Raw genomic sequence first — 21,103 nt, 5'->3', positions numbered from 1 at the left:
AACGGAGGAATATATGGCCACATGTAATGCAGATCCATCTCAAATATCGTGCAACAGTTCTCACATTGCAACTCCTTCCCTTCCGCTTTACAGTAAGTCTCATTGTGATGAAACTGTAATTAACCTACCTTATAATGTTCAAATTGCAAGCTCAACATGTACAATCATTGCAGGTCCTTGCTCAATTGAATCCGAAGATCAGATAATGGCAACTGCTGAATTTGTTAAACGTGCTGGAGCAACAATACTTAGAGGAGGAGCATTCAAACCACGAACATCACCATATGCCTTCCAGGGTATGGGTGTAGAAGGACTAAAGTTGCTTCGTAAAGCTGGTGATACATATTCTATGCCAATTATTACCGAGGTACTTGACAGTGAAGACATTTACATAGTAAGCGAATATGCCGATATCCTGCAAGTTGGTGCACGTAATTGCCAAAATTTTTCATTACTACGCAAACTAGGAAGGATTCAAAAACCTGTTCTTTTAAAACGCGGCATGATGGTTACTATAAAAGAATTTTTAATGGCAGCTGAATATATCCTTGCTGAAGGGAATAAAAATGTTATTCTATGCGAAAGGGGAATTCGTACATTTGAAACCGAAACACGCAACACACTAGATATATCAGCTGTACCAGTATTAAAACAAAAAACACATTTACCAGTTATTGTAGACCCTTCACATGCTGCCGGAAATTGGAAACTTATTCACCCGCTAGCACTGGCTGCACTTGCTGCAGGTGCTGATGGTTTGATGATTGAATGTCACATAAATCCAGAAATTGCACTGTGTGACGGCGAACAATCATTGCGTCCTGATAAGTTTGCGTTGCTCATGGAGGATGTTAAAAAAATTATTTCTATCCTAAAATCTAAAACTGAAAGTAGCTAAACAACTACAAATTGGATAGGAATGCCAGTTGAAACCTTTAATGCACCTTCTGAATTATAAAGATCACCATCCATGGTGTACATGAAAGGTTTTTTTGATTGTATATCTATGGTTTTAACAATTTTTTCAATATAATCCTTATGTTTAATAGGAGTACCATTTTTTAGTTTAATAACATTCTTTGCAAGATCCCTTGGCTTCATTGCACATACTATAATATGAAATGCATCCTTTGATTCATTAGCCCTGTATAAAGGATAAAACCCCATTCCAATTGTTTCAATAGTTCCCCCAAGTACACCCAATACATTTGTATATGGTAATACTTCAGAATCACACGTGATATTGCCATCAAACCCTTTGAACAGATTTGAATTCTGGTTAGTGAATGCCTCATAAATACTGCTACATATTAATCCTATCAATTTAGTATAACTTTTGCCAATTGAATAATATGTATCAAGGAAATCTGATACTAGCCCATTCCCAAACAAAAAACAATGATTATCCTCAATCTTCATTGTTTTACGTTGTACTATTTTTATGTCTTTTTCATTGTTTATAGCTACAACAGCTCTTTGTAATATGGATTCTGCATCACCTTTTAGATTGATGCTATTAGCTACATTATTCATTGTACCTCCCTTTAATATTATAAATGGAGGTAAATTTGCTCCATAAATTTTTGCAAATTGCGTTACAACATGATGTAATGTTCCATCCCCGCCTGAAGGTGCTACATAATCAATTCCCATTTTTTTGAAATCCACAGCAACGTCATACAGTTCATCAATTGACTTTGTATATTTGACAACAATGCTATCGCCCCCAATATTTTCAAAAATTCCTTCGGGATGTTTATTTGATAGTTTATATTTTCTTGAATTAAGATTAACAATAACACCAATTTTCTTCATAATGATAACCTTTGTTTTATTTTAATAAACTCAGAGCAAATATCACATCTTCTAAATTTTTATTGTATTAGTGTCAAATTGTTTTTTATATCTGTAAAAATATATTGACCACCATTATATATTAATGTATTTGTTTCTCACCACATCATGTGATATTAAAAAGTTGGAAACTAATTATGGCTATTATATGTGTACGTGGAGGTTCAATATCTGCCGGGTATAGGGTTAAAACTTCGTATATAGATATGCTTTCAAATGATGAAGTAATCAAACAGCATAAAATTATCAACATATCAAAAATTGGCGATAGCTCCTTTGAGGGAGTATGGCAGTTTGATAATGTAATATTGCATAAACCAGATATTCTTATATTGCACTTTGGAATGGACGATATTTATAGGCCAGTGTACCGTTCAGAATTTAAAGAAAACCTTGTACGCATGGTACAGAAAGCACGCGCTGTTAGTATACCACATATCATCCTGCCAACATTGCATCTGGTAAAAAACCAGTATGATATGGACGCAGTTGATGTATTTACACGTACAGCGCGTGAAGTTGCTCTGGATATGAATTGCTTGCTTGCAACCGTACACATAGAATGGATTAACTATCTCTATGAAACCGGTAACAGTATTGATTCATTATTAACTATTGATGATCGCTACCCTAATGAACAGGGCCATTTTTTAATAGCTGAAGCCATCAAGAAAAAGCTGTTACCTTTACTAACATAGAAAGGTTGTCATAAAAATAGTTGTTATCAATGATTATACAATATTGCCTGCAAGTTTTTTAATTTGGTCTTCAGCCTCTCTATTCATTCTTTCAAGTAACTCAGCACAACTGGGGATATCATCAATAAGGCCTATGGATTGACCAACCATCAGAGGCGCAGCATCCACATCACCCTGCTCCCATGCTTTGCTCATTCGCTCGCCTGATATCAGTGGAAATAGTTCCTCAAAACCACCACCACGTTGTTCAATTTCTAAAATTTTATTGACCACCTCATTTTTTAATGCTCTACCCTGAAGATGAAGGCTTTTCATAATTAACGTTGTTTCATACTCTTGCCGCTTTACAAGTTCCTGCTTTATATTATCATGCACTTCACACTCTTTTGTTGCAATAAAACGACTTGCCATCATTACACCTTCGGCACCTAACATCAACGCCGCTGCCATAGTTTTACCATTTGCTATGCCTCCAACAGCTATAACCGGAATTTTAACGGTTTGTGCAATTTTTGTTGTAAGCACCATAGTAGTAACATCATCGCTTAATGGATGCCCACCTTCTTCAATCCCGGCAGCATAAATTCCATCATAGCCAACATGCTCTGCATGGATAGCATGACGCACAGCACCAACTTTATGAAATAGCTTCACACCAGCCTTTTTAAGCATATCGATATATTCCATACCACATGCTTTGTCAATTGGTGCACCTGACACTTCTATTCCTGCAACTTTTTCTTCTGCACATACTTTAAGATACATTTTATGATGTTCACCAGTAATTCGCACAGATGGCAGAATGGTAACATTGACAAAAAAAGGCTTGTCGGTTAGCTTGCGCGTTTCACGAATTGCATTTCTGAATTCTTCTTCACTGTTGTAATTACCAGCTGTTAAGTTTCCAATCCCACCAGCGTTGGATATTGCCGCACACAGTTTAGGTTTACATAACCACATCATTGCGCCACATATAATGGGATATTTTACACCAAACATCTCAGTAATTTTTGTTTTGATCATATAACCACTCCCTCTATAGTTAAATTTTATAAATGTTATTCACAACTTTATTCAAAATCTATTCCTAATAATAATTGAATTTTATAGATATCTTTGGTGCTATTACATAAATAGATTGCATCGCTGCTAGTATCCTGGCAATGGCATTTTAATAACGTTATTAGGCATTCTAAATTATTATCTCACAATCACTGATAGGGAATGCTGCACAGGAATGAATATATCCAAACCGTCTGTCGGCCTGCCTTAGTTTAACACCTTCGGGCTGATATACTTTACCGCTGACTAATTTTATCCGGCACAGGCTGCATTCGCCGCTTCGGCACAACGATGGTACTATAACACCATTTTTTTCAAGTGACTGTAATAAAGTTTCCCCTGCCAAAACAGTAAAAGTGATTCTGCCTCTTACTGTAATAGTAAATGAAGCATCTTTTTTAATTTCTTTTGGCCATCCAGGCTGCGAAAAAACATCAGTTGGAACTCCATACATTTCCATCCGTATCTGCTTTGGTTTTAAGTTCATCGGCTGTAATTCATTCAGTATATGTGCATACATTGCCTGAGGGCCACAAACAAAGAATGTTTTATCGGAGCTATCGCCCACAACTTCCGTAATGATTTTTGAGGTTATTAAACCTTTGTAAACGCTTTTACCTTCTTCCAGCACTGGGATATAGTGAAAAAATGAATACTTTGAAGCAACTTTTGAAAAATAATCATTAAAAATGAGCTCATCGTTGTTTTTGCTTCCATATATAAGCCATATTTCCCTTTCAGTACCAGTATTTATGACATGTTGTATCATGGACTTAAACGGTGTTACACCACTGCCACCAGCAATATATACCACCTTGTTGCTGTGAATAATTGGATTATGATAAAAATTGCCGGCAGGGGCTGATATTTGCAAACTATCGCCAATTTTTATTGTGTCAAGCAAGTACGACGATACTAAACCCCCATCCACTCGGCGCACTGTGATATCGTAATATGCAATCTCATCGGGTGACGATGATATACTGTATGGCCGCGTTGTTCTAATTCCTCCAACTTCAACTATCACCGAAATATATTGACCTGCCTGAAATGGTGGTAAATACTTTTGTTTTGACGCAAGACGCAGAGTTTTTGTTGATTTAGTTTCATCTATAACATCAATCACTTTAACATCTATTATCTGAGGATGCAATCGGTCTACAAATTTTTTAACAAGGCCTCTGTCTAATCTATAATCATAGCCATAACGCTTAAGAACTTCTATATCAGTTATAACTTTTTCATATCCTTCAAGCTGCTGTAATATCTGTTTATCCATCTGCTTCCTCCTATTTGTTTCGCATTTCTTTGATGATAGCACGAGCTGCTGAATGCCCAGAAGTCAGCGTTGGCTGATACCCTGCTGAACCATACCAGCTGCCCGCACAATACAGTCCTTCAATTGGTGGTTTTGGTGAAACAAACAAAGTTGAATCTTTCACATACTGGTCAAATCCGTATGCTCCACCACCTGGATGACCTAAATAACGCATATGCGTGATGGGGGTGGCAATTTCCATTTCTTCAATGTGATGTATAAGTCCCGGAAACACTTTTTGGGCATTCTTCAGCATTGCTTCAGCACATCTGTATTTTTCATCATTATACTGATGGGGAGAAACTTTAAGCCATGGGTCTGCATATTTCATTGTAACCAGGACAATTTGAGATGTCCCTTTGGGGACCATTTCATTATCAAAAACATTATAACAAGTTAAAATGAATGAACTCCTATCAGTATCAATTGTTTTCGATAGCTCATAATCCAATTCTAAATCTATAGTATTGCAGATAAAATTTGTTTCTTCGTTAATACCAACTTCGTGATATTCACAATCCAATCCACAATAAATAGTAAAAAACGATGTTCCCACACTGCTTCCCTTGTACTGTTCAATCACCTGTTGATTTGCTGTGTCATCCATCATGTCAACAAACGTTGTGATAGCAGAAGCATTTGAGAGCACATATTTTGATTCAAATTCCTTTCCTGAGGATGTGCGAACACCATATACCTTGTTATTTTTTACTAATATTTTTTCAACTTCAGTGTTAAATAACACCTCGCCACCATTTTCATATACTACCTCAAGCATTGCATTTGATAGCATCTGCGAGCCACCCTTAATATGGTATGGCTTAAATTCCACATACGAAAACAGCAAAGCGGCCATATCACTGAATGATAACTTTGAAGGAGGCAAGCCCATGTATGTCCAATATGGGCTTATAACTGCTTTAAGTACTGGATCAGTAAAATATTCATCAAGCACTGACTGTGTATCTTTTAATGCATATTTATAATATAGTGGGTATTTGTTTGGATTTACATCAGGATCATTTAAATAAAATGCACCAATTACTTCTGTAAAAAATTGCCATACAAAATCAAAAAACTTATGTATAGATTCTTTTTCCTTAGGGAATTTTGATTGTAAAACCTTTATAAGTTCTTCCTTATTGGTTGGGAGTGTAACATCAATAACGCCTGGCAATACCACCCTGTAGAGTTTTTCCATTTCAACAAAGTCTAATTTTTGCAGTACACCAATGCTATCAAGCACACTCCTGAGTGGTCCGGGGCGATCAGGTGTTCCCATCCCACTTAACTGGTGAAGTGATACCTCAAATTCAAACCTGCCACGGCAAAAGCTTGTGGCACACCCGCCAGGAATATTATGTTTTTCAATTAAAAGGATTTTTACTCCTTTTCTGGCTAGTGTTGCTGCAGCCGATAAACCTGCATTTCCTGCACCAATAATAATTACATCATACATTACAAAACCTCCTTATAACATAACAATGTTATGTTATACGGTATATTGTTTTCGTCAACAACTTTATACAAAAAAAAGAGGAGCTGTTTGCTCCTCTTTTAATTCAACTAATATAAATTATTAACGTTGATTAAGTGGCACATATTCTTTATATTCATCAAGTGATGAGGCATATGCAGGGCGTATAATCTTATTATGTATTATCTGCTCTATCCTGTGAGCAGACCAACCGGTGAACCGTGCCATTGCAAAAATAGGTGTAAATAGCTCCATGGGAATGCCCATCATTTTATATATGAGCCCTGAGTAAAAGTCAACGTTTGGTGAAACCACTGTGCCTTTATACTGCTGAACCAGCTTGGTACCAATATCTGCTACTTTTGCAAATAACTTAAATTCATCTAGATTCTTTTTCATCTTTGCAAACTCTTCAGCCTTTTGTCTTAATATTACTGCCCGTGGGTCAGATTTTGTATAAACTGCATGTCCAATTCCATAAATTTTACCACTCCGGTCATATGCTTTCTTTTCCAGAATAAGCTTAAGGTAATGCTCTATTTCTTCATCATCTTCCCAATCTTTAACATTTTGTTTAATATCCTTCATCATTTTCATTACTGCTTCATTTGCTCCTCCATGTAAATGACCACTCAAGGAAGCAATACCGGCACACAATGCCATGTAGGTGTTAGCCCCACTAGATGTAACAGTCCTAACTGCAAATGTAGAGTTATTTCCGCCTCCATGTTCAGCGTGAAGTATAAGTGCTAAATCAAAAAGCTTTGCTTCATATTCATCAGGTCTTTGGCCTCGCAACATATATAAAAAGTTTTCTGCTGTACTCCATTCTGGATTGGGTTTGGTTATAAACAGGTCACCACCTTTTCTAAATTTCATGACATTGTAGTTATATGCAATAATTACAGGGGCTTTGGCAATAATATTTATGCATTGCCTGCTTACATCCTTAATGTCGTTAGAATCAGGGTCGGGATCACACCGGCTGAGATGTGATATAACAGAATGAAGCGCATACATCTGGTTATTATTAACATCTTCCTGCATAATAATGCTACGCTCTAACTTTGTTAATGGACGTCTATCAGCTATCACTTCTTCAAATCGTTCCAAATCCTTTTTATTTGGTAATTCTCCTGTAAGGAGCAAATAGGTTACTTCATCAAATCCATACCTGCCTTCTTCTTGAATGCGTTGCGCTAATTCACAAGCATCATAACCACAATAGTACAATTTACCTTCAACTGGCTTTACAGTAAAGGTTCCATCAGGGTTTGGAATTTTTTCATATCCAATTACTGTCCCTTTTGAAGTGATACCGGCAACAACTCCAGTGCCATCAGGATTCCTAAGACCTAATTTGATATCTTTTTTCTTGATTAGTTCCGGAGATATTGCATCATGCTCTAGCATCAGCTTTTCAATCTTTTTTAAGATGTTTTCCATCCATGCCTCCGTATGGTTCAGAATAATTGTTTCTGCAGTTTTTGCCAGTATCATAGTCATTTTTATTACCTCTTATCTAACTTTTTTGACTATGATACTCAGTATAGTTTATTGTACAAGAACATCTACATATAATAATTACATTTTCTATTTATTTAACATTATTGCAACAAAAGAATATAAATTTTGTGGGATTTTAACGCAGCTATATAGTAGAATTTTGGTAAAATCATTAACCACTAAAAATTTAATAGTACAAAATCTTTAGTAGTAGTTTTGTCAAGTATTAATAAATTACTTAACTATTTTACATAAAACTGATTCATGCTCATTTAACTCACCTAAATCTATATGATCACTATATACGTAAATATCCCTCTTTCCCCAAACGTCTATCAATTTAATATTTGGTGTAATAACTTTTTTTAATAATCCATTAAGCTGAACTATACTTTTTCTTGATTTATTTGAAAAATTAAAAAATGCAATATATCCAGCTGAATTATATATAATTTCTGGTAGTTCATGTTCCATTATATCAACCGGATATGGTTTTCCAGTATAACATACCTGAACCAATTCATCAATGATATCAATGAGCTTCCAATCCTCACTTCGTAGTAATGCTAAATTATCCGAAATAAAATACATGCCTCCAGTAATAATAACAGCATTGATCAGTGTCATCCGTTCTTCTTTGGTGAGTTTAGTTTCGGTTTGGCGTAACATTACACAATCAGGATCATTTACCCACAAATTTCTATGCATCTGCGAACGGTTTAGAATACTTCTAATTGCAAACTTAGTACATAACGCATGCGGATCTCGTGTCAGGTAATAACGATATTTTGCCATCCAGTATGGTGCAACATCCGGTCCAATACGCATACCATCAACATACCCGATAGAAGCTGATAAAGGTGCACCACACCCTAATATAAATACCTTATCACCAGCAATATCACGTATGAGTGAATACCCCAATTTTAATCGTTGAGCTGAACTTATACTCATATCAAACGCTTTACCACATAACGATGCGGCATAGACAAAATCCAATTTTAAATACCCAAACCCCCACTCATTGACAAACGTGTTTATTACTCCTTTAATATACTCCTGAAATTCAGGATGAGTAGTGTCTAAGGCATAAAAATAACCAAATAAATCCCAATTAGGATTCCATCCTGCTACTACCGGTTTACCATCTTCATTATGAAGAAACCACTCTGGATGGTGTTGATACAGCTTTGATTTCCTGGAAGCTACAAAGGGAGCAAGCCATATACCAGGAACCATCCCCATTGTTCGTATTTTCTGAGCTATAGGAGCCAATCCACCGGGAAATGAATTATTTATTGATAACCAGTCACCAACTGCAGTTTGATAGCCATCATCAATTTGAAAAACATCAAAGCGCTTACCTTTGCTCATCAATGAATCAAGATTTTGGTAAATACTTTTCTCGTCTATTTTAGTGTAATAGTAATACCAGGAACACCATCCCCTTGGTATTTTTTTTCGCATAGTAATTTGAGGTTTTATTAGCATGAAAAACCGTTCAAATGCGTCATGAATGCTTTTATGAGTAATAATATATAGTAAATCGGCCCTCAGTTTTGAGGCAGGGCTTACCATCATATTGCAAAAATCATGTATTATATCAATCTTTATTATTTTATCCTTAGAATATGTATTAATATATACATACTGATTAAATGATTTCCCCTGACCAATTACACAAAATGATGTGGTATCAGAACCAATTGCTGTAAACATTGTACTATGAAAAGAACCCGTTTTCCCTTGAGGGAGATTTCTTGTATTATCTTGTAATATGTTCATGCAGGTTAACCAGCTTGATATTTCTTTTTCTTTGAGTGAATATGATCGGGTCAGGCTCCATGATTGGTACCCATTTTTAAATAACCTATAGTTTTCAGTTTTAGGAATTGTAAATTTTCCAATTGTGGTAATTATTTTATCTAAAACTATATCCCTTTCAGATAGATTATCTATCGTATATTTTATTGATATATAATCTCCTTCATCTGAAAACACAACTGTTAATCGTAGATTATCATCGCTGCTGATACACGTGATTTTTTTCTTTCCTAAAGCAGTAACTGGTAATGATTGAATTGTGTGAATAGTGTCATCGTTCACACTATATATGTACTGAATTTTCCAACTTTCAAAAAGTACGTCCGGTTTTTTTAGTTGAATTTTTAATTCTTTTTTTCCTTTCGATACAATCCATTCCATAATTATCTCCTATTTAGATGTACAATCAAGAATGTGAGTATCAAATACTGAGCCAATTAATAGTGATGAATTGTATCGTACTGCAACTGTTGAAGATTGTATCAAATTACCATCATCCAATAATTCCGTTACTTTTTTGTATTTATTACCATCAAAGCTAATTTTAATTATTTCTGAAGGAGCCATAGCATGTTCATTTTTTGAATGTTTAACAAAAGTCAATAACTTTGGATGGCAACCACCCCATAATGCACCCTCACTATCAAAAGTTATATTATCAACTCCTGTATTACAATCTATGTCATATAAAAATGTTAAATTATAAGCTTTTTCAATCGTATATACTTTAATGCATTTACCAACAGGTGATGCAACAAATAGCTTTGATTTGTCAGGGCTAAATGTTATACCGTTAGCATATTTAATATTTCTGGCTTTTATGTCAAAATTTTTTCCATCATAAAAAAGTACATACGAATTGGCTAGCTGGAGATACTCTTCAATAGTTTTTCCCAGGGATGATCTATTCCCATGATCATTAGTGACATAGAAAATATCTTCATTAATGAGGGCAAGATCATTAGGTGAAAACATTAGGTCCTGATTCTCAATTGAACGGACGTATGTAAGATTATTTTCACGGATATAAAACTTTTCTATAAAATGACCAGATGTTCTATGATTAACAACATAAAGTAGTTTTTTGTTTTTTGCGATAGTTATCAGATCTATTCCATGAGGATGGAATTCGTATGGGAAATCAGAATTTAACTTAGTTAATTTTTTGGATTTTAAATTATAAGAAAATATGGAACCATTTATATTTTGTCCCTTTGCAAAAGCTCTTCTATCATCAGAAGATATATATGCAATTCCTAATTCATAATCGATTACTATATCTTCAGGTCCAGGTATTGAAGTTACCGTTGTACAATAATAATTAGAATATGGAACTATTTTTTTAAATTCACCTGCATCATATAAGGTCTTAATAATAAATGCAATAACCAAAATAGCACATACAACTATGACTATAATCTTTTTTTTCATAGAATGAACCTCCCCTCACAAAATAGAAAGATTGTTTATTTTTTTAGTCAGTACTATTGATTCACTTAATATTATAAACAAAAAAATATGTTATAAAAATTTGGCTCATACTACATGGATTATATTAATGCAGTCAAGTATTATTACAATAAAATTTTTATGAATATGTTTAAATTTTATTTATATCCTCACTCATAGAATACCATATCCATTTAAGCGCTTTTTTCCACTTGTTATTTTCCAATACCTTGCTACGCCACTGTCTTCCATTTATTACATTACGTTCTAGGATTTTCCATCCATTTGCGTAATCAAACCATTTCCACTGAGCTCCTGCTTTGTATATAAACTCACAACTTTCTGTTTTTATAAGCACGTCGGAGGCTTTTTCATAATCAAAATAAACCCAGTGCATTCCTGAATAAAAGATGTATTCAGGATCAGCTATATGTAACAAAGCATTAAATCCTTTTTTGTGGTCAAAACTCTTCCAGTCAAGTCCTGCATGATAGATATACTTTGAGGAACGCAATTCTATTAGCCTATTTAATCCTTGCTCAAAATCAAACTGCTTCCAAAACCTCCCTGCTCTAAAAATATATTCGTCATTATTCCAACTCAAAATTTGATTGATACCACGTTGATAATCAAAATTTTTCCAGTAAATACCGGCATGATATAGTCCATCAATATCGTTTTTGCTGATAAAATAATCCATTGCCTTTGAAACATCAAATTCTATCCAGTCTTTACCGGCTTTGATTATATATTCTGATACATTGCAGGTTAAAAGTTCTTCTAAAAGAACTTTTGAATGTTCATTATTCTCTAAACCCGCACGGTATATTTCCTGTGCCTTTTTTACACTATTAGTATTCATAGGATGCTTATTGCCTTACCAAATGGAGCTACAAAATATTCATTTCTGCTCTTTGTTATGAGCCATAATGTATTGGGGTATGGCTTTAATTTATCTATATCATATATATATCCATCGGTAATAACAATTACCATTTCTTTATGCCCTCTTAAATATTCATTAAAAAAAGAAGAAAAAAATGTTGCACCTCCATACCCTGATTTTATTAACTTCCAATCGCCTCTTTTGTATTCATAAGGTTTTGCTGACATATTTGACCGTATAAAAACATCCCCCTCCTTGACCGGGATAAAATATTCTTCATCTACACACACCAGATATATTTTATATTTATCAGTTAAGTCCTCTATGATTCCAAATGCAATCTCAAGATCTTCTCTCTGAGCCATCATTGATGCTGAAATATCAATAGCTACTGTTATGATTTCACTCTGCTTGTATGCTCTTCCCGCTATATATATACCGTTTGCAACATATCTTCTATTAAAACGAGAATGTGTGTAATACCACTCATTTGAATGTGACATATAATCAACAATACTTTTAATGTGTTGGGCATAATATGAGCTATCGCATAGATTAATTTTTTCAAGTAGTGCAACTATATCCATGTATGAGCGTTCTACAGTACACCATTCATCTTTTTTTGCATGGGAAATAATTTTATTTTTGATTGAACGCCGTGCTGCTTCGTCCTGGGTAAAGTAATGAACACCTGTTGGTAAATATGAATTTTCATCCTGTACTATTAACTTTTCATCATCTACGGAAGAATGTGAAAGATAATTTTTGTAATTGAATTCATTTTCAGACTGCTCGTTATTATTATGAGCTATCGCATACATATCATCATGAAACAATGACTTTTGTTTTTCTATTTGGCCATGATAGTTAATAACTGTTATTTCACTCTGCTTTTTCATAAGCCATCTGTATACATCTTCCCATACTGGATCCTGTATGCCAGTGGCATTATAAAATTCAAGTGGAATGACAGGTAATCCCTGCGGAAGAGTGAGTACAGGCACATCCCATTGATATTGGCCCTTACGGGAAAAAAATATTTTTTTATGATTGTGGATAAATGTATTCACCACCATATCCTGCGCTATATTTTGCAAAACCACATCTCCCGATTTTGCCCTATGGTCATGTTCAAGAATTACATGCAACATTTCATGCACAAGAAGGCCCAGGAATTCATCTTCAGTAACTGTATGTAAAAAGACAGGATTATAGTATAACACCATTCTATGTGAGGCTACCAATGATAAGGTAGGTATTGAATTTGTTGTTACAAACTCAACTGCATGATAAAAGTATGATGTGAATCTGCTTTGTTTCCATAGTTTAAGGAGTATAGTATTTATATATGCATTGTCCATCGCTGTTATACATCAAGAAAAACCTGGACTTTTTCCAAAATATCATGTTTATCGTGAGGATCATCAATAAATTTCAGAGCATCTGGAATTTGACTCAACAACCCACACTCTCTTACCAGCGCATACATGAATGACACACGAGCATCTGCACGGGTGCAAGATACAAATTTAAGAAAATTGGCAAGTTTTTTAAGAAGATGACTATCAGGATTACCATTTGTGTTTAAGTGATCATTGTACATTATTTGAATGGCACCATTGACGGCCCACATGATATCCTCTACAGGGATTTTTCCATCTTTGAGTTCCTGCAATTTTTGTTCTTCACCATTAAGGATATCGTTGCTTGTAATGGCTCGTGGTGATACATACTGCAAAATAAAATCAGTTCCCGCAACTTCACCAATTAACGATACTATAATTTTTTGTAAAACCTTATAGTCATTATGTGCCAGATAGCTCCTGAATTGTTCCTCAGAATGCAAATTATATGCTTTGTAAAGTGTATCAGATACCTGGTGCCATCCGCGTGGATTTGGATTGACTGCTGAACTATCCCATAGCCTATCAGGATATATGGATATGTATTGTATTACTGCAGGATGAATACCTTCTTCAATTGCCCATTGCAACCAGTTGGTAGCATCAGGAATAAGATGGAATACCGCCAATCTGCCATCAAGTGCTGAATCATCAAAATCAGTGATTACTGTGTTATCCAAATCACCAAGATTTCCGGCAAGTACTATAGCTGTTTTACGTGGCAAAGCATGTTCCCCACACATACGCTCAGTTATAATCTGGAATAACGTCTGTATAACGGTTGGGTGTGCCCTATTAGCTTCATCCAGAAACCACAAAATCCCATTATAGCCTTCTGGTACAGTTTCAGGTGGGATAAATCGTGGTCTGAAATAAATCATTCTTTTTAAATTTGAATCTGGTACTGGATAGCCACCCAAATCTACATTTTCTTTAAAAGCTAAACGTGTATCAATGAAAAAATAATTATGCTTTTTGGCAACTTGCTCAACAATGGCAGATTTACCCACACCAGGATATCCAACTATCTTAATTGCATAGTGAATATCTCCTTCAGTTTGAAGGTATCTATCCAGAATCTCAACTAATTCAACTGTTGATACTTCTACAGGACGTTTCATACTATTCATTTTATCTTGAGCAATCTGCTTATTCAATAATTTATTTATATTGCTTCGCCAATTGTCACATATACACCGTAAAAGTTTTTACTAAATCCTACATCAAGACGTATATTGAGACTCTGTTCCTTCTTAATTTTGAACCGTAAACCACCACCCCATGTATACACTATATGCTTTTTATTAAAATCCCGTAATGTTGGAGCAACCTGACCTGCACCACCAAAACCGCAACCACTAAACCTCCAGAACAGGGGAACACGGTATTCCGCTTGAACAACTACGACATTACGATCCCTGAACCTCCCTTCATATAGTCCTCGCATCAGTTTAGCCCCACCCATTTGAGACAGCAAATAAAATGGAGCTTGCCCATGAATATAACCTGAAAAGAATTGCACAGCAAGAACATGTGAAAACCAAAAAGGCTCAAAGAATCGATAGTCAAAGGTCACATCAATGTAATCAAAGTCGCTTTTAATATATTTAGAATATTGAGTAATTGTGAGATTGGCATAGCTTCCATCACGAGTGAACAATATATCATCCCTATTGTCAAAATTAACTGTGATCCCAAGCCCAGATACACGACCTTTATCTGATCCTGGTACCTGATTTGTATCAATTACCCCCCCTTCCTCAGCTTGAGTTGTTTTACGGACATCAATATGATACAGTAATCCGATATAAAATCCGGGAATAAGTGCGCGCTCAATAATATTCTTAAATGAAAATATCCTTGAGGTATACGACTCTTTATTGTCATCCGTGGTTTCCTGACCTATCCCATAAAATTTATCAGGATAATTCATATACTGGAACTCATTTTTTATATGATATCTATCTCTTAAAAAATAGAACTCAGGAAAAACCTGAAATATAAACTGGTCATTTTGTGTATGGGTAAATGTTACCGCTAATGTTGTTGGCCGTAATTTTATTGGTGGAATACTCATTATTATATCCTGAAAATATGTCAAAAACACCACTCCATAAGCAAATTGTGTTTCAGGTTTATAGTAAAGATGTGGTATTATAAGCCAGTCATTTTGACTGATTACAACTATATCCTGTAATGGCTCACCACCCACACTGTCTTTATGTTCTGTATTTGCATACAGTAATGTTAAATGTAATAGCGATAGTAAAACAATAAGAAAGAAAACTTTACGCACAATACATCTCCTGATTAGAAAATCTGTTAAAAATAGTATATTGCTAATATATTCACTAGTTATGGTATATTAAACAATATTGCTGTATAAGCTATTCATTTAATCTTTAACCAATAATAGAGTAATCCAGTTGATGTCAATAGTATACCCAATAAAGAAGGAATAAATGCGGTAATAAGTGTGACAATTAAATATATAATATAAAAAACTACCACAATAAGTACAGTAAATGGATAACCCCATGTTTTAAAAGGCCTTGTAGCGTCAGGATATTTTTTACGCAGGATAATAACACTGGCTAATGTTAAAATATTGAAAATAGTTCCAGTTGCAGAAAAATAATCAATTACTGCCTCATAGGAATTTTTATACATGGAAGCAAATAGAACCAATACACACGCCCATAGTCCTTGTATGATCATTGCATTATTAGGAGTTTTATATTTTTTATGAACTATCGAACACCACGAAAAAAATAAATTATCCTGTGCCATTGCATGCCAAGTCCGCGCTTTAACCATAACCTGAGTACCCACATTACCAAAGGTATTTATCATTACTGCATATGCCACAAGCAAGGCACCTGCAGTTCCTAAAGCTTGCTTAAGAGCATCAACTGCTATCCATTTTGAAAGAGCAAATTCCTTCACCGGAACCTGATAAAGATAAGCAGCATTGGCACTCATATAAAGAATAAGGACACACAGTATTCCAATTAACAGAGATAATGGCAGATTTTTTCTGGGATTTTTTACTTCTTCAGCCACATACGTTGCACCCTCCCACCCACTGAATGCAAAGAAGGCATACCGTAGTGCTGCACCAATTCCTAGAATATGCGTAACAGTAAATTGTTCAGGAAAAAGAGGAGTATAAAAATTACTAAAATTACCATTTTTTGTAAAACTAGCTATTATAATAAATCCCAGCGCTATTATTTTGGTTGAAGTTAAAATAATCTGTACAACCCCACTGAGTTTAACACCAAAACAATTGATGAAAGTATGAAAAGCAATCACCAGTAATGCGATAATGACCACAACTGTATGAGTAAGATTAATACCTAACGCTATACTAATTGATGCCTGCGAATATTCAGCAAAAACTAATGCAACTGCGGCGATAGCTCCTGTTTCAGAAACAAAGAACATGGCCCACCCACGTAAAAAAGCAATCAATGGTCCATACGCTTCTTTTAGATATATATAGGGGCCTCCTGATCGAGGCATCATTGCCACTAGCTCTGCATAGCATACTGCAGCAAAAATTGTGATAACTGCTCCTATAATCCACACGCTGCCAAATAGAAATGTAGATCCAACAAGCGCCATGATAGGGCCTGGAGTCCTAAAAATTCCTGAACCAATTATACGGCTTATTACAATAGAAATTGCTGCGGGTAATCCCAAACCTCTTTCAAGGTAAGTGTCTTCAGTAAAGTTCTTATTTTGAATATTATGCATGGATATTAATGGACAGAATGGTAAGTATATTTATGCTTAATATATATATCTTCAACTTTGAAATTATTATTGCGCAGTAACTCAAATAATTCTTTTGCCTGTGTTAGCGTTGGCAATCCCATAACTACGCCACAATGGCTTGTTATATCATTTGGAACAGGCAATAAAACATAGTCCCAATCAGGATGGGTACTCTGAAGCCAATAATGTGCACGCATCCCTTCAGCAACAGACACAAATGTTATCAAACATCTTGTAGTATCTTTTTTAAACAATGATACAAACAATTTACGTATATGTAATTGCACACCTAAAAGAAAAAAAGTAATAAAATCATATAATGATTGAGGTTTATACCCTTTGCCCTTAATGACTTCAATGCGAATAGTTTCATTGTTAATTATTACAGAATTCATTATATTACCAGTTTCAAAACACCATTGTTCCAATTCCTTTTTCATTAATACATCATCTGAAATAATTTCAACCGATGATCCATCAGCTACAGAATTCATTGTTTTGGCTATCATAGCAACAGAAATTGGGCAACTATAGCCACGAGTATCAACAACCGCTTTTCCCTCTTGTTTTTTAGTCATTACACTATATCCTACAGATAATTTTAATTATGGTATGCGTACTGTACCATGGCTTTATATTTATTATATGTATAATACCTGAATTTTAGAATGTAATAACGGTTAGTAATGAGTTTTGAATTTTTAAAATTATAAGGTGAAAACAGAATTGGATTGGCTAAGATTGCAAGCATTCGTGATTTTTCATCAGTATTTAAGTGATAAATATCTTTCCCAAAATAATAATACGATGCATTTTTAAAACCAAAAACACCTTTGCCCATCTCACAATAATTGCAATATAACTCCAGTATTCTATCCTTATCAAGGATCATTTCCATTTCCAATGCAATGATAAGCTCAATATATTTTCTTATTATTGATTTATATGGAAGCAGAAAAAGTGTGCGTGCAAGTTGCTGTGTAATAGTACTTGCACCATACATCCTATAACCAACCTTGTGATTAATAACTATCGCCCGCTTAACTGCTTCTAAATCAACACCATTGTGCGTATAAAATTTGTAATCTTCTATTGAAACAACCATCTTCTTAATGTCATCTGGTATATGCTTAAAAGGAATTACTGTAACAGGTTTCACGTCATACCTATCAATATATTTTCTATATACCATCAATGGCGTAATGGCAGGATTATGATCAGCATAATAATATATCAAAGAACCAATCCCAAGCACAACGACAATATGAAGAGCTATCGCCACCTTAATAATTTTTTTTATAAAAACCCACCTGGTATTATATGAATTTAAATAAAAATCAGTTGTATCACTCCAGTGTTTTAAATGCCCATACATCGTTTTTAAATCCTGTACCATCAAAACCACCTATAATAATAATTTTATCTTTAAATACCGTACAGCTATGACTAACCCGCTCGCCCATTGGGGTAAAGCTATTGAAAAGTTCCCAGTCTTTTCCATTGTCCGAGCGATAAACAGTGCCACCTTTTCTAAACCCCCCAATAACCCATAATGATTTTTTATAGACTACAGCTCCGTGCCCACCACCTGCAAAAAACGGCATATTGCTTGCCACCTTTTTCCAGTGCACACCATCTGAAGAATTCCATACGTCACTAAAACTGGTAAAATTGTTGTTCCCATCCACCCGGATGCCACCAATAACCCACAACTTGTTGTTAAATGAAGTTAATATATGTCCACCACGTGAGCCAAATGGGAGATTGTTTGCTACTTTCTCCCAAGTTATTCCATCACTGGATCTATACGCTTCGGCACCGCATGCAATGCCTCCAACCAGCATTATGGTATTTTTAAATACTGTACATGCATGTCCACCCCTAGGCATAAATTCTGCTGTTTCCTTTATACATTGCCAATTAATCCCATCCTCAGTTGCCCAAACATCATTCAAATCTATTATATTTCGCTTTTCATCAAATGATAGTCCACCAACCACATACAATTTTTGGTTATATACAAATGCAGTATGTCCTGCTCTTGGTTTAAATGGCATCGGCCCTGCATTGTACCAGTGTAATCCTTCTTTTGAATACCACACATCATTATAAGGGTTATTACCATCCCATCCACCAATGAGCCACAATTTGCCTTTGAAAGCAGTGCACGTGTGCCCTGCTCTGCCAGAAAAAGGAGCATGTAAAAGATAGCGGGTAAAGCTAGATTCTTTTTCATTGAAACCAATCAACGATGAAGCAAAGACAAGAACACCCGCAATTAAAGCTATTAAAACAAAATACTTATAATAATATTTACAACTCATTGAAATCTCTTATTCTATTACTATCACTTACTCTTCTGTATTTAATTCTCTGTTACAGTCTTTTTTATCGCTATATTGTATTTTTTCAATTTATTATGCATTGTTTTGCGCGACACATTGATTGCCTTTGCTGTTACTGAAATGTTATAATCAAAATGTTTCAGCATTTTTTCAATGTATTCCTTTTCAACTTCATCAAGTGTCTTAATGTGATTGTTACCTGCATCTATACTTTCTTCAGTTTTAATTTTTTTTATACCTCCATCATCAATTGTTGTGGTTGTATTCTCAACAGCAATTTTATTTGTAGGCATCTTTGGCTTATTATATTCTTCAAATTCAAGAACACTTTTGACAATATCAAGTTTAACTACACTTTCAGTTGATAGCAACACCAGGCGTTTGATAACATTTTCCAGTTGTCGCACATTCCCAGGCCAGTGATAATCTGTAAGGTATAATCGTGACTGCAAATCCAATGAAATATTCCGGCCATATTCTGTTGTAAATTTCTGCAAGAAATAATCAATAAAAAGTGGAATATCTTCCCTTCTTTCTTTCAACGGCGGCAAATAAATTGGTACAACATTGAGACGGTAATATAAATCTTCCCTGAATGTTCCCTGTTTAACCATTTCACGAATATCCCTATTACTTGCTGCGACAATCCGTGTATCAACTTTTATGATTTCATTACCACCAATGCGTTCAAATTCCTTTTCCTGCAATACCCGCAATAGCTTAGCCTGCATATCAAAGGAAAGGTTGCTAATCTCATCCAGAAAAAGAGTCCCTTTACTTGCAACTTCAAACTTACCAATTTTTCTGGCGATAGCTCCTGTAAATGCTCCTTTCTCATGGCCAAACAGTTCGCTACCTATAAGGTCCTGAGGAATTGTGCTACAATCTATGGATTTAAATGGATACTGTTTGCGATTACTATTATAATGAATAGCCTTTGCAATGATTTCCTTGCCGGTACCACTTTCGCCTATAATTAATATAGTACTGTCGGTATCAATAACTCTTTCCAACGTTGCAAAGATACGCTGCATTTTTGGTGATTTGCCAATGATATTTTTGAACCTGAAACTTTCACCTACTTTTTCGCGAAGCTCATTGACTTCATTTTCAAGATCTAATTTTTCAACTATATTCTTTAAGATTACTAAAAGCTTATCTGTATCAAACGGCTTTACCAGATAATCATAAGCACCTAATTTCATTGATGTTATTGCTAGCTGTACATCATTAGAAGCCGTAATTACTACTACCACAACATCTATCTTTAAATCACGTATTGCCTGCAACACTTCAATGCCATTTTTTCCTGGCATCTGCAAATCGAGGATTAATATATCATATTTATTTTTTGTTAATTCTTCAATTATTGTATCACCACGATCAATTGTATTAACATAAAAAGAACCTTCAAGTAAATCCTTCAAAAGGTCACGAATTCCTTTTTCATCATCAGCAATTAGCACCCTGTAATATTTTTCAAGTAATGTGCTCATACTTT

The 21,103-nt window shown here is 34.8% G+C and carries 18 protein-coding genes; 2 read left to right on the top strand and 16 right to left on the bottom strand.

Features of this window, described 5'->3' with window-relative positions; all coding sequences use genetic code 11:
- The first annotated feature begins 13 nt into the window (after positions 1 to 13).
- Positions 14 to 898: a 3-deoxy-7-phosphoheptulonate synthase gene (aroF, locus tag N3F66_05290; GenBank protein MCX8123562.1), complete on the top strand. Its 885-nt coding sequence runs from the start codon at positions 14 to 16 to the stop codon at positions 896 to 898.
- On the opposite strand, the gene N3F66_05285 is transcribed toward aroF, so the two are convergent.
- Positions 895 to 1,815, bottom strand: a complete 921-nt coding sequence (locus N3F66_05285) for a diacylglycerol kinase family protein (GenBank protein ID MCX8123561.1) — start codon at positions 1,813 to 1,815, stop codon at positions 895 to 897. The two genes, aroF and N3F66_05285, sit on opposite strands and share 4 nt — an antisense overlap.
- Positions 1,816 to 1,991: 176 nt before the next feature.
- Between N3F66_05285 and N3F66_05280 the strand changes: the two genes are divergently transcribed.
- Positions 1,992 to 2,552 carry an SGNH/GDSL hydrolase family protein gene (locus tag N3F66_05280; GenBank protein ID MCX8123560.1) on the top strand — a complete coding sequence of 187 codons (561 nt, stop codon included), beginning with the start codon at positions 1,992 to 1,994 and terminating at the stop codon, positions 2,550 to 2,552.
- Positions 2,553 to 2,585: 33 nt separating this feature from the next.
- Here N3F66_05280 and N3F66_05275 read toward each other — a convergent pair whose 3' ends face one another.
- The 15 genes from N3F66_05275 to N3F66_05205 all read right to left on the bottom strand — a co-directional run bounded on the left by N3F66_05275 (position 2,586) and on the right by N3F66_05205 (position 21,098).
- Complete coding sequence (locus tag N3F66_05275; protein MCX8123559.1) at positions 2,586 to 3,575, bottom strand: nitronate monooxygenase family protein; 990 nt, start codon at positions 3,573 to 3,575, stop codon at positions 2,586 to 2,588.
- A gap of 169 nt (positions 3,576 to 3,744) precedes the next feature.
- Entirely contained in the window at positions 3,745 to 4,893 is a 1,149-nt protein-coding gene (locus N3F66_05270) for an iron-sulfur cluster-binding domain-containing protein (protein ID MCX8123558.1), read from the bottom strand.
- A gap of 10 nt (positions 4,894 to 4,903) precedes the next feature.
- Positions 4,904 to 6,391, bottom strand: coding sequence for an NAD(P)/FAD-dependent oxidoreductase (locus tag N3F66_05265; protein ID MCX8123557.1), 1,488 nt, complete (start codon positions 6,389 to 6,391; stop codon positions 4,904 to 4,906).
- 120 nt (positions 6,392 to 6,511) lie between these two features.
- Positions 6,512 to 7,915: a citrate synthase gene (locus N3F66_05260; GenBank protein MCX8123556.1), complete on the bottom strand. Its 1,404-nt coding sequence runs from the start codon at positions 7,913 to 7,915 to the stop codon at positions 6,512 to 6,514.
- Positions 7,916 to 8,149: 234 nt separating this feature from the next.
- The gene (locus N3F66_05255) at positions 8,150 to 10,120 is read right to left on the bottom strand and encodes an alpha-galactosidase (GenBank protein MCX8123555.1); all 1,971 of its coding nucleotides are present in this window, start codon (positions 10,118 to 10,120) and stop codon (positions 8,150 to 8,152) included.
- A gap of 9 nt (positions 10,121 to 10,129) precedes the next feature.
- Complete coding sequence (locus N3F66_05250; GenBank protein MCX8123554.1) at positions 10,130 to 11,170, bottom strand: SMP-30/gluconolactonase/LRE family protein; 1,041 nt, start codon at positions 11,168 to 11,170, stop codon at positions 10,130 to 10,132.
- Between the two features lie 169 nt (positions 11,171 to 11,339).
- Positions 11,340 to 12,050, bottom strand: a complete 711-nt coding sequence (locus tag N3F66_05245) for a hypothetical protein (protein MCX8123553.1) — start codon at positions 12,048 to 12,050, stop codon at positions 11,340 to 11,342.
- Entirely contained in the window at positions 12,047 to 13,435 is a 1,389-nt protein-coding gene (locus tag N3F66_05240) for a hypothetical protein (GenBank protein MCX8123552.1), read from the bottom strand. The genes N3F66_05245 and N3F66_05240 overlap by 4 nt, the downstream gene beginning before the upstream one ends.
- Before the next feature lie 5 nt (positions 13,436 to 13,440).
- Positions 13,441 to 14,598, bottom strand: coding sequence for a hypothetical protein (locus N3F66_05235; protein MCX8123551.1), 1,158 nt, complete (start codon positions 14,596 to 14,598; stop codon positions 13,441 to 13,443).
- 44 nt (positions 14,599 to 14,642) lie between these two features.
- Positions 14,643 to 15,773 (bottom strand): outer membrane protein assembly factor, encoded by a 1,131-nt coding sequence (locus N3F66_05230; protein MCX8123550.1) that lies wholly within the window; start codon positions 15,771 to 15,773, stop codon positions 14,643 to 14,645.
- Between the two features lie 95 nt (positions 15,774 to 15,868).
- Positions 15,869 to 17,236, bottom strand: a complete 1,368-nt coding sequence (locus tag N3F66_05225; protein ID MCX8123549.1) for an amino acid permease — start codon at positions 17,234 to 17,236, stop codon at positions 15,869 to 15,871.
- A 5-nt stretch (positions 17,237 to 17,241) separates the two neighbouring features.
- Positions 17,242 to 17,835 carry a sulfurtransferase TusA family protein gene (locus tag N3F66_05220; GenBank protein ID MCX8123548.1) on the bottom strand — a complete coding sequence of 198 codons (594 nt, stop codon included), beginning with the start codon at positions 17,833 to 17,835 and terminating at the stop codon, positions 17,242 to 17,244.
- 23 nt (positions 17,836 to 17,858) lie between these two features.
- Positions 17,859 to 18,653, bottom strand: coding sequence for a transglycosylase domain-containing protein (locus N3F66_05215; GenBank protein ID MCX8123547.1), 795 nt, complete (start codon positions 18,651 to 18,653; stop codon positions 17,859 to 17,861).
- A complete protein-coding gene (locus tag N3F66_05210; protein MCX8123546.1) occupies positions 18,604 to 19,581 on the bottom strand; it encodes a hypothetical protein in 978 nt (325 codons plus the stop codon). Before N3F66_05210 ends, N3F66_05215 begins: the two co-directional genes overlap by 50 nt.
- A gap of 41 nt (positions 19,582 to 19,622) precedes the next feature.
- A complete protein-coding gene (locus tag N3F66_05205; GenBank protein MCX8123545.1) occupies positions 19,623 to 21,098 on the bottom strand; it encodes a sigma-54 dependent transcriptional regulator in 1,476 nt (491 codons plus the stop codon).
- Positions 21,099 to 21,103 lie beyond the last annotated feature (5 nt).

Source organism: Spirochaetota bacterium (assembly GCA_026414805.1).
GTDB lineage: Bacteria > Spirochaetota > UBA4802 > UBA4802 > UB4802 > UBA4802.
Note: the sequence above shows the minus strand (reverse complement) of the source record. Positions and strands in the feature narration are given on the sequence as shown.